This window comes from Nitrospirillum iridis (assembly GCF_014205765.1).
In the GTDB taxonomy this organism is placed as follows: domain Bacteria; phylum Pseudomonadota; class Alphaproteobacteria; order Azospirillales; family Azospirillaceae; genus Nitrospirillum; species Nitrospirillum iridis.
In genome coordinates this window covers 164,202-176,298 of record NZ_JACIIZ010000013.1, presented here as the reverse complement: position 1 = coordinate 176,298, position 12,097 = coordinate 164,202, and the positions used below count along the sequence as shown (strand labels likewise).

General features: G+C 68.8%; 13 protein-coding genes. 5 read left to right on the top strand and 8 right to left on the bottom strand.

Features of this window, described 5'->3' with window-relative positions; all coding sequences use genetic code 11:
- The first annotated feature begins 214 nt into the window (after nucleotides 1-214).
- Nucleotides 215-1,687: a mannose-1-phosphate guanylyltransferase/mannose-6-phosphate isomerase gene (locus FHS74_RS21660; protein ID WP_343066995.1), complete on the top strand. Its 1,473-nt coding sequence runs from the start codon at nucleotides 215-217 to the stop codon at nucleotides 1,685-1,687.
- Nucleotides 1,688-1,711: 24 nt separating this feature from the next.
- Here the strand turns inward: FHS74_RS21660 and FHS74_RS21655 are convergent, their stop codons facing one another.
- The 3 genes from FHS74_RS21655 to FHS74_RS21645 all read right to left on the bottom strand — a co-directional run bounded on the left by FHS74_RS21655 (nucleotide 1,712) and on the right by FHS74_RS21645 (nucleotide 3,721).
- A complete protein-coding gene (locus FHS74_RS21655; RefSeq protein ID WP_184805026.1) occupies nucleotides 1,712-2,563 on the bottom strand; it encodes an EamA family transporter in 852 nt (283 codons plus the stop codon).
- Nucleotides 2,564-2,637: 74 nt separating this feature from the next.
- Complete coding sequence (locus FHS74_RS21650; RefSeq protein ID WP_184805023.1) at nucleotides 2,638-3,486, bottom strand: CbtA family protein; 849 nt, start codon at nucleotides 3,484-3,486, stop codon at nucleotides 2,638-2,640.
- 19 nt (nucleotides 3,487-3,505) lie between these two features.
- The gene (locus FHS74_RS21645) at nucleotides 3,506-3,721 is read right to left on the bottom strand and encodes a CbtB domain-containing protein (protein WP_184805020.1); all 216 of its coding nucleotides are present in this window, start codon (nucleotides 3,719-3,721) and stop codon (nucleotides 3,506-3,508) included.
- A 198-nt stretch (nucleotides 3,722-3,919) separates the two neighbouring features.
- Here FHS74_RS21645 and FHS74_RS21640 point away from each other — a divergent pair, with 198 nt between their 5' ends.
- Nucleotides 3,920-4,531, top strand: coding sequence for a histidine phosphatase family protein (locus FHS74_RS21640; RefSeq protein WP_211106469.1), 612 nt, complete (start codon nucleotides 3,920-3,922; stop codon nucleotides 4,529-4,531).
- Here the strand turns inward: FHS74_RS21640 and FHS74_RS21635 are convergent, their stop codons facing one another.
- Nucleotides 4,532-5,635, bottom strand: coding sequence for a threonine aldolase family protein (locus FHS74_RS21635; RefSeq protein WP_184805017.1), 1,104 nt, complete (start codon nucleotides 5,633-5,635; stop codon nucleotides 4,532-4,534).
- Nucleotides 5,636-5,855: 220 nt separating this feature from the next.
- On the opposite strand from FHS74_RS21635, the gene folB reads away from it, so the two are divergent.
- A complete protein-coding gene (folB, locus tag FHS74_RS21630; RefSeq protein ID WP_184805014.1) occupies nucleotides 5,856-6,233 on the top strand; it encodes a dihydroneopterin aldolase in 378 nt (125 codons plus the stop codon).
- An 18-nt stretch (nucleotides 6,234-6,251) separates the two neighbouring features.
- On the opposite strand, the gene FHS74_RS21625 is transcribed toward folB, so the two are convergent.
- Both FHS74_RS21625 and FHS74_RS21620 read right to left on the bottom strand, forming a co-directional pair.
- Nucleotides 6,252-7,121 (bottom strand): AraC family transcriptional regulator, encoded by an 870-nt coding sequence (locus FHS74_RS21625; RefSeq protein WP_343066992.1) that lies wholly within the window; start codon nucleotides 7,119-7,121, stop codon nucleotides 6,252-6,254.
- Between the two features lie 136 nt (nucleotides 7,122-7,257).
- Entirely contained in the window at nucleotides 7,258-8,247 is a 990-nt protein-coding gene (locus FHS74_RS21620) for a LysR family transcriptional regulator (protein ID WP_184805008.1), read from the bottom strand.
- Between the two features lie 323 nt (nucleotides 8,248-8,570).
- Here FHS74_RS21620 and FHS74_RS21615 point away from each other — a divergent pair, with 323 nt between their 5' ends.
- Together FHS74_RS21615 and FHS74_RS21610 are read left to right on the top strand one after the other, a co-directional pair.
- Nucleotides 8,571-9,173, top strand: coding sequence for a TetR/AcrR family transcriptional regulator (locus tag FHS74_RS21615; RefSeq protein WP_184805005.1), 603 nt, complete (start codon nucleotides 8,571-8,573; stop codon nucleotides 9,171-9,173).
- A gap of 208 nt (nucleotides 9,174-9,381) precedes the next feature.
- Nucleotides 9,382-10,770 (top strand): serine hydrolase domain-containing protein, encoded by a 1,389-nt coding sequence (locus FHS74_RS21610; RefSeq protein WP_184805001.1) that lies wholly within the window; start codon nucleotides 9,382-9,384, stop codon nucleotides 10,768-10,770.
- 36 nt (nucleotides 10,771-10,806) lie between these two features.
- Here the strand turns inward: FHS74_RS21610 and FHS74_RS21605 are convergent, their stop codons facing one another.
- Nucleotides 10,807-11,385, bottom strand: coding sequence for an NUDIX domain-containing protein (locus tag FHS74_RS21605; RefSeq protein WP_184805182.1), 579 nt, complete (start codon nucleotides 11,383-11,385; stop codon nucleotides 10,807-10,809).
- 114 nt (nucleotides 11,386-11,499) lie between these two features.
- Nucleotides 11,500-12,081, bottom strand: a complete 582-nt coding sequence (locus tag FHS74_RS21600) for a chorismate mutase (RefSeq protein ID WP_184804998.1) — start codon at nucleotides 12,079-12,081, stop codon at nucleotides 11,500-11,502.
- Between the last annotated feature and the right edge of the window lie 16 nt (nucleotides 12,082-12,097).

The following is a 12,097-nucleotide window of genomic DNA, read 5'->3' as shown; positions in this document are numbered from 1 at the left end:
CAACATCCTCGGGCTCAGATGGCACCACCTGAGCCGATCACACGGCAAACCAGAAGCTTAGTGTGTTTCCGAGGATTCTATTCAAGCCCGAAACACACTAATATCTCTATCCCTCAATCGCCCAGGAATCCTGTTCCCTGCCGCGCCCCGCAGGTCTATATTGCCGACAATTGAGATATACATGGATTAAAGGCTTTTAATTATGAATGTTGTGGTGACTGGCTCGCAGAATGCTATTCAATCTGGGGATGAGAGCAAGCCCACGGTACTGATCCAGCCCGTCCTTCTGTCCGGCGGGGTGGGGTCCCGGCTGTGGCCGGTATCGCGCGAGCGCTATCCGAAGCAACTGCAAATCATCCATGGCGACCGGTCGTTGATTCAGGACACCGCGTTGCGGGTGGCGGAGGCGGCGCGTTACGCCCAGCCCCTGATCATCTGCAATGAAGATCATCGCTTCATCATCGCGGAGCAGTTCCGCGACATCAACATCCCGCCTGCGGGCATCATCCTGGAACCGGTCGGCCGCAACACGACACCGGCCGCCGCGATCGCGGCCCTGGTGGCCAGCGACGCGGATCCGGACGCCATCCTGCTGTTGCTACCCGCCGACCATGCGATCCTGGACCAGCCCGCCTTCCAGGCCGCGGTGGCCAACGCCCACCATCTGGCGGCCCAGGGTTACCTGGTGACCTTCGGCATCAAGCCGCAATATCCCGAGACCGGCTATGGCTACATCCGGCGGGGGGCCCCCATCCCTGGCACCGATAACGCCTTCCACGTGGCGGCCTTCACCGAAAAGCCGGATCTGCCCCGGGCCGAGGCATTCATCGCCGGGGGCGATCATTACTGGAACAGCGGCATGTTCATGATGCCGGCCCGCGTGTTGATCGAGGAACTGCGGCGCTACAGCCCGGAGACCCTGACCGCTGTCCGGGAAGCCCTGGACCTGGCCAAACGGGATTCGGATTTCCTGCGTCTGGACGCCACGGCCTTCGCCAAGGCGCCCAATCTTTCCATCGACTACGCCGTCATGGAAAAGACGGACAAGGCCGCCATGGTGTCCGCGGACATCGGCTGGACAGACGTCGGCACCTGGTCGGCGCTGTGGGACATCAGCGCCAAGGATGACAACGGCAACGCCTCCGTCGGCACCGTGCTGCATGTGGATGCCAAGAACACCTATGTGCGGTGCGAGGATGGCCGGGTGGCGGCCATCGTCGGTGTCGACGATGTGATCCTGGTGACCACCGACGACGCCGTCCTGCTGGTGCATCGCGACCGGGCCCAGGACGTGAAGCACGTGGTGGACGCGCTGAAACGCGACAAGCGGACCGAATATCTGGAGCATCGCAAGGTCCACCGTCCCTGGGGATCCGCCCAAGGCCTGCTATCCGGCCACCGGTACGAGGTTAAGCGCCTGTCGGTGAAGCCGGGCGGCAAGCTATCGCTGCAAAAGCACTTTCACCGGGCGGAGCATTGGGTGGTGGTCAGCGGCACCGCCTTGGTGACCCGCGGCGAGGAGCAGCTGCTGGTGCGGGAGAACGAGTCGATCTACCTGCCGTTGGGCTGCATCCACCGGCTGGAAAATCCCGGCAAGGTGTCGCTGGAACTGATTGAGGTCCAGTCCGGCGCCTATCTGGGGGAGGATGACATCGTCCGCCTGGACGACAGCTACGGCCGTTCCTGAACCCGGGGCCGGCCAACCGGCCCGTCACGCCAGCCGCAGCACCATGGCACCCACGGCGATCAGGCAGGCGGCGGCCAGCCGCCGAGGCCCCACCCGTTCCTTCAGCACCACCCCGGCAATGACGGTGCCGAAAAGGATGGAGCTCTCGCGGAGCGCGGCGATGACGGCAACGGGCGCCACGGTCATGGCCCATAACGCCAAGCCGTAGGAGACCAGGGTGCCGGCGCCCCCCACAAGCCCCCGCGGCCACTGGCGGGCGACATGGCCGAGAAAGGACCGGCGCCGGGCCAGCAGGGCCCAGGCGACCAGGGGCACGCCGTTCAGCAGCATGCCCCACAGCGTATAGGCGGCGGGCGCGTCCGACAGCCTCACGCCGTGGCCGTCCACCAGGGTGTAGCCAGCGATGACGAGGGCGTTCAGCAGAGCCAGGCGCGGGCCGGCGCCGCCCGCCGCTGGATCATGCCCGCCCCCTCGCCCCATCCAGGCCATGCTCAGGATGCCGGCACAGATGGTGACCACCCCCACCCAGGCGACAGCGGACAGCCCCTCCCGCAGCAATACGGCCCCGGTAGCAGCCACCACCAACGGCGCCGTGCCGCGCATCAAGGGATAGGTCTGGCTCATGTCCGCCACATGGTAAGCGCGGGCCAGGAGGGACATGTAGACCACCTGCAGCACGCTGGAGGCCACGATGTAGGGCCAGCTGGCCGGCGCGGGCTGCGGCAGGAAGGGAAGAACCACCGCCGCGATGCCGGCCGCCCCCCCCGCCACCAGGACCGCCGCCATCAGCTTGTCCCCCGCCCCCTTCACCAGGGCGTTCCAGGTGGCGTGCAACAGGGCGGCGAACAGGACGATGGCGAAGACGGTGGGGGACATGGCGGCCAACGGTCCTGACAGGGGGCGGCTCCATTATAGGAACGGCGCCCCTGTCATCATCCGAGAAAAGCGGATCAGAACAGTGCAGGCCTGTCGCCCCGGCGCAGCGCCTGGGCGTCCCTCTCCTGCGCCGCCTGGCACAGCCCACCGAACCCCAGGCCCAATGCCGCCCACAGGGCCGCCTGGATGCCCCAGGACGCCAGGCGGAACTGCCACAGCAGTTGGGCTGGGAAAGTTACTGGCACCTCGTCCACGGTGGGCAGAACGAAGCCGGCCGCAACCATGACCGCCAGGAACAGCGCACCGCCGGCCAGGCCGGCATTCCAGCCGCCCCAGCGGCCCGCCAGGCGCCGGGCGCAGACCACGGCGCCCCCCATGGCGGCGACGGACAGGATCAGCAGGATGAAGAACAGGGCGGTGCGCTGTCGGATGGTATCAGGGTCGCCCACCGCCGGCGGATTGGCCGGGTACTTGAAGCCGGGCACCAGCACAATGGCGAGGAAGCCCAGCACCGCCAGGGTGGCGGCGAGGCCACGCGGCCCCAACGCCCCCATGCGCCCCTGGGCATAGGCGTAGGTCAGCGCGAATAGCCCGCCCACGGCGGCGCCATAGACCACCAGGCCGGTCAGCAGGCCCCAGCCGCCCTGGGTGGCGCGGCTGAACAGTTCCTCCTCCTCATCCCCCGCTTCGGCGGCGTGGTGATGATGGTGGCCGACGTCGGGGCCGGCATGTTCAGGGGCGGCGTGTTCATGCGGGACTGTCTCGTCCTGTCGCCCCCCCTCAGGGTGGTCATGGCCATGGGCCGATTCAAAGGCGATGGCGCGGTCGACCGACGGCTCACCGATCAAGGTGGCCACGCCGAAGGCGAACACGCCCGCCAGGATGCCGATGAGCATCCCGCGGGCCAGCAGAATTCCGATCATGAGGAGGGTGCCGCCCGCCTTAGTGGCAGGGGAAACCCAGCAGGTGGCGGGCGTCGTGCACGAACTCATGCACCTCGCGACCCTGGATCAGCGAGGTCGCCCCCTGTTCGGCGCCAACGAAATAAACCATGAGCACCAGCAGCAGCCCGCCGAACACGGCCCAAGGCAGGAGCTGGGCGCCAGAGATCACGGGCAAGGCGACGGAGGTACCGGAGTGGGTGGCGGCTATGGCCATGAAAACGCTCCCTGGGAATACGCGTCCCGTTGCGGTCTGGTGGGCGACGAGGGGTCTGGCTTCCAAACGCTAGGTCCTGGAAAGGGCGAGGCGTTCGGTTACAGTGGCGCGACCGTGCCGGATTTGCACCGGCTTCCCCCATGCGCGGGTTGTCCGGAGATGGTAGGGAGGCGGGATGGCGCATTCAAGGGATATCTCGTGACCGCCCCAATCGTGACCGCGCGCCTGACCCTGATCGCCCACGCCCCCACCCGCGCCCAGCGGGACGCCACCTTCCCGCGGGTCGATGAGGCGGCGGAGGAAGCGGGCCTGGCCCAAGCTGCGCGCATGAGCGCGGGGCGCACACCGCGCAAGGTCGACCGCCTGTGGACGGCCCCGGAGCGACGCACGCGGCAGACCGCCGACAGGCTGGCCGCACCCCTGGGCCTGGAGATCGCGGCGGAACCGGCGCCATGCGACCTGGACGTGGGCGCCTGGCAGGGCCGCAGCCTGGCCGATCTCTCCGCCACGGAGGCGGACGGCGTGGCCGCCTGGTTGAGTGATCCGGAGGCCCGGCCCCATGGCGGGGAGTCGCTGGCGCAACTGCGCGCCCGGGTGGCCGCCTGGCTGGAAACCGTCCCCCGGGATGGCCATACGCTGGCCATCACCCACCCCGCGGTCATCCGCATGGCGGTTGCCCAGGTGCTGGAGGCGCCCCCGCCCGCCTTTTGGCGGCTGGACATCACGCCGCTGTCGCTGACCGACCTGCGCTGGAACCGGCGCTGGACCGTACGCACCACCGGGGTCGACCTCCGCGACCTCCAACCCTGATCAGGCACCCGCCAGCCGGGCGAAGTAGGGCAGGACATGGGCGTTGTCCAGGTCCAGCAGGGTGTCGCCCACATACAGCTCCGTCACGCTCCAGCCCGGGACGTCGGCGGCGCGGATTTCCCCCGCCACCCAGCAGCGCTGGGTGTGGGCGATGGCGTCGCGCGCCTCCGCCACCGCCTCGGCCGGGCGGTCGAAGAAGATGTGCAGCATGTTGGTCTGCGGCACGGCGGGATTCAGGCGGATGCCGGGGAGCCCGGCCAGGCCCGCCGCCAGGTCCAGCGCCCGGCGATAGCAGGCGTCCATCTGGCTGAGGCGTGTCTCGAACCGCATGGCGGCGGTGGCGGCCATGGGGCTCTGCCGCACCAGGGTGCCGCCCAGGCGCCGCTGCCATAGCCGGGCGTTGGCGATGAAATCAGCGTCGCCGGCCAACATGGCGCCGGCGATGCCGCCAATGCCCTTGTAGAGCGAGACGTAGACGGAGGCGAATCCCGCGGCGATCTCGGCATAGCCGCGGCCATAATAGGCCCGGCTTTCCCAAAGGCGGGCGCCGTCCATATGCAGCGGCAGCTGGCGTGACCGCGCCAGATCCTTCAGCGCCTGCAACTCATCCCAGTCCGGCAACTGGCCACCGATCTCCCGCAGCGGCAGTTCCACCAGCAGGCAGGCCAGCGGCTGGGCCACGGCCGCGAGATCACGTGCCAGCAGCGGCCGCCGGCGGTCCCCCACCGGCACGCCATGGAAATTGAACAGCGCCTGGTAGGCCTCTTCCTCATGCAGGGCCACGTGCGCGGTGTGGGGCATGCCAAACCGGGGCGCGCCGCTGACCTCCGCCCACAGGCGCAGGGCGATCAGTTGGGCCATCACGCCGCTGGGCATGAAGGCCGCCGCCTGCTTGCCCAGCAATCCGGCCACCGTGCCCTCGAATGCCGCCAGCAGGTCGCCCTGTCCGTACTGGTCATGATCGATGCCGTTGGCGTCGCACCAATCCGCCACCGCCCGGAACTCCTCCGCCGGGGTCAAGGTGCGGAAGCCGGGGAACGCCACCGAACACCCCAGGCGCAGACGGTGCCGGACGGCGGCAAGATTCCCGGTCGGGTCAGGCATGGGCAATGGATCCGGTCGTGGCCCCGGGGGGCATAGGCGGAAGGTGCGGCGGCCACCCTGCCGCCCTCACCCCGGCGGCGCAACCGTCAAATCAGCCGTCCGCGTTTTGCCACAGCCGGCCCCAGGCATGCGGGTAAGCCGGGGCGTGACAGCGGCCCCGGGAACAGGCAGCCTGTGCCCGGCTGGCCCCGACAGGCCGGCAAAAGCAGGAAGGCCCCCCATGACCGACCATATCCTGGTCCACCGCATCGCCATATACGCCCACCACGGCCTGACGGCCGAGGAAGCGACTCTGGGTCAGCGCTTCTTCATCTCGCTGGACTGCACGCTGGACCTGTCGGTGGCCGGCCGGGCGGACGACTGGGACGTGAGCGTCTGCTACGCCAAGCTGACGGCGGCCACGACGCGGGTGGCCACGGCCCGCCGATTCAGGACCATCGAGGCGGTGGCGGAGGCGGTGGCCGGCACCCTGCTGGACGAATTTCCCCGCATCGACACCATCACGGTGCAGGTGGACAAGCCCTCGGCCCCCGTCCCCGCCATCATCGACGGCGTATCCGTCCGCATCCATCGCGTCCGCGCCGGGCACCGGGTTTAAGCGCCACAGAGGTGCCCCTTACTTCAGCGGCAGGAAGATGTCGGTGATAGCCTCATGCTCCGGCACGTCGGGAAAGAAGGCCACGCGCTGGCAATACAGGGGGAAATCCCGCAGGTCCTGCCCGCTGGAAGGCAGCCAATCGGCATAGAGGTGACGGATGGCGGCGCCGAAGCCCTCATCCGTGCCCACATGGCGCAGCACGGCGCAGCGGCCACCCGGGATGATCCCGGCCCTGACACCAAGGTCGTTGGCGGGCACGCGGGCCGCGGCGGCGCAGATATCCAGGCGGAAGTCGGCGGGATCCGTCTGGTCCGGGTCATCATGGAAAATATTGTAGGTCGCGCTCAGCCGTGGCGCCAGGCCGGCGGCACGGCGCCACTGGATGAAACTCCGGACGCTGTCGCCAAGTGTCGCCGGGTCGCCCCGGTGTTCCAGGACGGCGACGGGAATGTCGGGCGCATCGATGACGCGTACGGGGGCGAAGGCATCGGTCATGAAATTCCTCCTGATGTCGCTGACGGGGCGGTAGCCGGCCTGCCACGCCGCCCAGTCGGGCTGGCGGCGGAAGGCGCTGGGCGATTGCCCGGTCTGTTGCCTGAAAGCGCGGGTGAAGGCCTCCGGCCCCTGATAGCCGCTGTCCAACGCCACCTCGAGGACGGGGGCGTCACGAAAGGCCAGGCGCCAAGTGGCCCGCTTCAGCCGAACCAGTTGGACATAACGGCCGGGGGGAACGCCCAGCAGGGCGGTGAACTGGCGGTGGAAATGGTGCGGGGAGAAAGCGGCGACACCAGCCAGCACATCCAGGCCCAGCCCCTCCCCCAGATGTTCGTCGATATGGCGCAGCACCCGCTGGAAGCGCTGAAGGTAGGAAGGGAATGGGGTCTTCACCGGCGGCTCCTTGGTCCGCGCCGATGATATCAAGCCAGCCGGGCGCCTGGCCTGCCGGAAATTGCTCTCCTGCGCCCCAAACGGCATGGCCGCCCATGGCCCCGCCCGCCACAACCGTGGAATCGCCGCCAGACGATCAGGCCACCGCCTCGACCATCAGGCTGGGACCGACGCGGCGGTCAGGCCGGCCATGCGCCGCCGCCCCGTGCCCCCCCATTTGCCCACCGCCCTGGCCCCAGCGGTGCACCTGCTGTTCCAGCAGGGACAGCGCCAGCGTGGCGGCGTGGGGAAGCTGGCGGCCCAACCGGGTCACCAGGTCCACGGTGGTGGTGTCGGCCTCGACATCGCACAGCGGCGTCGCGACCAGGCTACCATCCTCAAGATCGGCCAGCACCCCGGCGCGTGGCAGGATGGTGGCGGCGCGGCCGCAGAGCGCCAGCTCGCGCATGGTGTGGATGGAATTGGTGGTCACGGTGGCGCGCAGCCACGCCTGGTGGCGCATTTCCGCCGCCGACAGCAGCTGGCGGATACGGGTGTCGCGGGGCGGCAGACACAGGTCGTGGCCCGTGAGGTCCTGCAGGGTCACAGCACCACGCTTGGCCAGGGTATGGTCAGGGCGGCTGATCACCATCAACGGCTGGCGGGCCGAGGTGCGCACCCGCACCTTGGGGTCGCAGGGCACCTGGGCGCCGATGGCGATGTGCACCTCATCATCCACCACCATGCGCACCAGTTCGGTGGTGGAGACGGTGTGCAACGCCAGTTCCACACCGGGGTAGCGGGCCTGGAAGGCATCCAGCACACCCTGCACCGCCCCCACGGTGCAACCCTCGCCCACCGCCAGTTCCACCGTGCCCATGCGCATGCCGCGCAGCGCCTCCAGCCGGGCGGCGAAGGCCTCCCTGTCCGCCATCTGCGCCTGGTAATAGTCGAACACCATCTGCCCGGCGGTGGTCAACTTGACCGAGCGTCGGCCGGTTTCCAGCAGGGGCATGCCCATCGTGGCCTCCAGCTGGGCGATTTGCCGACTGACCGAGGACACGGCCACATTCATCTTCTGGCTGGCGGCCCGCATCGACCCGTGGATGGCGGTGGCGTAGAAGTACTTCATCGCGACGTCTGACATCTCGCATCCCTCATCTGTTCCGAGCCGGCGGCCGAGAACCGCGAGCCTCAGGTCTTACGATCGAGGGAGGACGCCAACGGGCCCGGAATGGACCCCGAACAGGCGGCGATCCGGCCCCCACCCGCTGAGCAGTGTACGTGCGTCAGTGACAACACTATTGTCCGGAGCGATGCTGTTTTGGCGTTAAACCTTGTTAAATGGTGCAGGCGTGAATTTTGGTCAGCCGCCGATAAACGGCCTCCCGCCAAGCGCTTAGGGGGAATGGGGCGAGTACCGTCCCTTTTTTTCTGGATGGATCGGTCTGGAATGAGTATGTGACGGGCATGGCCCGCCCCAAGGAATTCGACGGCGAGACGGCGCTGGCCGCCGCCATGGCGCTGTTCGCCCAGCACGGCTTCGAAGGCACGTCCACCGAAGCGCTGCTGCGCGCCATGGGGATCAGCCGGCAAAGCCTGTACGACACCTTCGGCGACAAGCGGCAGCTATATCTCGCGGCCCTGCGGCGGTATGGCGAGGACGGCGTGGCGCGTTTCATCAGGACCCTGAACGCCGGCCCCACGCCGCTGACCGGGCTTGAATACGCGATCATGGCGTTCATCGCCGAAACCGTCGGTCCCTCCCCGGCAGGGCAGCCCAGTTGCCTGGGCGTCAGCGCCATCTGTGAGTTCGGGCGTTCGGATGGGGACGTGGCGGCCCTGGGCGATGCCGCCGCCCGCAGGCGGGGTGATGCCCTGATGCGCCAGCTGTCGCGGGCCAAGGCCGCCCGTGAGATCGCGGCCGATATCGATGTGCCCACCGCCGCCGTCTTCCTGGCCACCACCCTGTCCGGCCTGACGGTGGCGGCCAGGGCCGGCACCGACGCGGATACCCTGCGGGGCGTGGCCCGCCTGGCGCTGAATGCCTTGAAGCACCCCCCTCCCCTGTGATGCGCCGTCCGGCCTTTCAGGCGTTTTTCATCCGGATTTTAGACTGTTACATCTGTAACGAATTACAGCCTATGCTCCTTCCGCCCCAGCACACGGCTCAAGCACCCGGTGCGCAGGGCCGGTGAAGTTGGGGCGGCGAAAAGCCGCTTCCCCCGGGGAACGGGAGAATGCAAGGATATCGGCCCCTTCCATGCACGCGGGACAATTCATGCGCGCCCTGCTCGTCGCCCTGGTCACGGGCAGCCTTCTTCTGTCCCCGGTTGCCCTGGCTGCCGATACCGGCACCCTCGCCCCCGACCTGGCGGCCAAGGTGGACGCGGCGGTGACCCAGGTGTTGGCGGACACGGGCACGCCTGGCGCCTCCATCGCCGTGGTGCGTGACGGCAAGCTGGCCTACGTCCACGCCTACGGCCAGGCGCGGCGCGATCCGGCGGTCGCCGCCACGCCGGCGCAACGCTTCGCCATCGGCTCCGTTTCCAAGCAGTTCACGGCCGCCGCCATCCTGCTGCTGGCCGAGGACGGCGCGCTGTCGCTGGACGATCCGGTGGGCAAATTCATCCCCAATCTGACCGATGGCGACCGCATCACCATCCGCCAGGTGTTGAGCCACACGGCCGGCTATCGCGATTTCTGGCCGCAGGACTATGTGCCGGCCTTCATGGAAAAGCCCACGACGGCCGACGGCATCTTCGACCGCTGGGCCCGTGTGCCGCTGGACTTCCAGCCCGGCGCGGCCTGGCAATATTCCAACACCGGCTTCACCATCGCCGCCCGCATCGTGGAGAAGGCGTCCGGCCAGCCCTTCTTCACCTTTCTCAACGCCCGGGTGCTGAAGCCCCTGGGCCTGGACGCCGCCGACATCGACCACGGCCCGCTGGGCGCCAAGGACGCCGCGGGCTACACCCGCTATGCCCTGGGTCAGCCGCGACCGGCGCCGAAGGAGGCGCCCGGCTGGCTGATGGGGGCGGCGCAACTGGCGCTCACGCCCCAGGACCTGGCGCGCTGGGACCTCGCCCTGATGGAGCAGCGGCTGCTGAAGCCGGACAGCTGGCGGGCGATGGAGACCAGTGTGCGCCTGAGCAATGGCCAGGACGCCCGCTACGGCCTGGGCCTGACGGTCACGGCCGATGGCGGCGCCCGCCTGCTGCGCCACGGCGGTGAGGTCTCGGGCTTCCTGGCGGAGAACCGGGTATGGCCGGACCTGGGTGCCGCCATCGTCGTGCTGGTCAACAGCGACTATGGCGACCCGGGCGGCATCGCCCAGAAGATCGGCGCCGTCCTGCCGCTGTCGACCCAGCCCAGCGCGGAAGAGACGGCCGCCGCCCGCGCCTTCCTGGAGGGGCTGGCCCAGGGGCACGCCGACACCCGCCAGCTGACGGCTGATGGCGCCGCCTATTTCAGCCCGGCCGCCCTGGCCGACCATGCCGCCACGCTGGCCCCCCTGGGGCCCCTGACCGGCTTCAAGGGCGTCGCCCGCCATCTGCGGGGAGGCTTGACCGAAGAGATCTACCAGGCGGCGTTCGCCAGCCGGACCGTGCGCGTCGTCGCCCGGGCGGACGCGGGGCGATATGAGCAGTTCATGATCTATGTGGACTGAAACGGAAGCCGGGAGCCAGTATAAGCCCGGCCGGCCTCAGCCCCCCAAGTGGTTCAGCTTGGCGTACTGCAGCAGCATGATGGTCTTGGCGTCCACGATCCGGCCGTCGGCCACCATGGCCAACGCCTCGTCCAGGGTGGGCTCCAGCACCTCGATATCCTCGCCCTCCTCCACCAGACCACCACCGGCACCGATACGGTCGGCGGCGCTGTAGGGGGCGACGAAGAAGGTCAGGCGTTCGGTCACCGATCCGGGGCTCATATAGGATTCGAACACCTTGCGGGCGGCGCCGATGCGGCAGCCCGCCTCCTCCTCCGCCTCGCGGCGGATGGTTTCCTCCGGTGAGGTATGGTCCAGCAGGCCCGCCACCGCCTCGATCATCGGCGCGGTGTGGCCGGCCGCGTAGGCGGCATAGCGGAACTGGCTGACCAGCAGCACGGTGCCGCGCGCGGGATCGTAGGGCAGGATGACGGCGCCGTGCCCGCGATCATAGACCTCCCGCGTCAGGGTCTGCCAGTCGCCGTCCCGGCGATGATAGTCGAAGGTGACCGTGCTCAGGGTGGACCAGCCTTTGGAGAGGATACGCTCCTCCCGCACGCGGATGCGGTCTTTCATAGGCACGAGGCAAACCCTTTCGTCACCGGAACCATGGGGCGGGCATTCTGTCCCAAAGCGGGTTCCCGGCGCATCCCCCACAGGATGGGCGGCACCTGCGCCTTCGGTGCAGGGCTACCCCCCGCACACGCCGGCCAGCGCACGGTCCAGGGCGATCGCGTCCAAGGTGCCGGCCGGCAATTGGCGGCGATAGAGGTAATCACCGACGGCCGCCGCCACCTCGCCCCGGCAGGTCTTGCGCGTCCGCAAGGGGGCGACACCGGGCAGCGCCGCCATCATGGCCTTCTGGGCCACGTCAAGCTGGGGCCGCACGTCACGCACCAGATCCACCGGCGCATGGTCCGGCGCCCCGCCCCGGGACCAATCGGCCAGCAACGCGTACTGCACCAGTTTGTTGGCCTCGATCTGCGCCCGGAAAAGGCCGGCGACCCACATGCGCTCCAGGCCCAGTCCCTCCCCCTGGGACACGGCGTTCATGATCACCACGGCCTCGCGCCCGCCATCCTCGACCGCCGCGCCACTATCCCATTTCGACAAGGCCACCTGATGGCCCAGCGCCAGACGGTCGGCCGACGCCTCCACCAGGGTGCGCAGACTGTCCGCCGTGTCCGCCGGCGCAGCGGCGAAGGCGGGGGCAAGGGCGCCGAACGCCATGCCGAAAACGGCAACACTGGCCAAAAGGTGGTGGCGAAGCATCAGCGACTATCCATTC

Coding starts and splice junctions, on each gene's coding strand:
- FHS74_RS21615 (WP_184805005.1), top strand. CDS start 8,571: ATGGCCCGCCCCAAGGAATTCGACGGCGAGACGGCGCTGGCCGCCGCC.
- FHS74_RS21620 (WP_184805008.1), bottom strand. CDS start 8,247: ATGTCAGACGTCGCGATGAAGTACTTCTACGCCACCGCCATCCACGGG.
- folB (WP_184805014.1), top strand. CDS start 5,856: ATGACCGACCATATCCTGGTCCACCGCATCGCCATATACGCCCACCAC.
- FHS74_RS21650 (WP_184805023.1), bottom strand. CDS start 3,486: ATGATCGGAATTCTGCTGGCCCGCGGGATGCTCATCGGCATCCTGGCG.
- FHS74_RS21605 (WP_184805182.1), bottom strand. CDS start 11,385: ATGAAAGACCGCATCCGCGTGCGGGAGGAGCGTATCCTCTCCAAAGGC.
- FHS74_RS21655 (WP_184805026.1), bottom strand. CDS start 2,563: ATGTCCCCCACCGTCTTCGCCATCGTCCTGTTCGCCGCCCTGTTGCAC.
- FHS74_RS21635 (WP_184805017.1), bottom strand. CDS start 5,635: ATGCCTGACCCGACCGGGAATCTTGCCGCCGTCCGGCACCGTCTGCGC.
- FHS74_RS21610 (WP_184805001.1), top strand. CDS start 9,382: ATGCGCGCCCTGCTCGTCGCCCTGGTCACGGGCAGCCTTCTTCTGTCC.
- FHS74_RS21645 (WP_184805020.1), bottom strand. CDS start 3,721: ATGGCCATAGCCGCCACCCACTCCGGTACCTCCGTCGCCTTGCCCGTG.
- FHS74_RS21600 (WP_184804998.1), bottom strand. CDS start 12,081: ATGCTTCGCCACCACCTTTTGGCCAGTGTTGCCGTTTTCGGCATGGCG.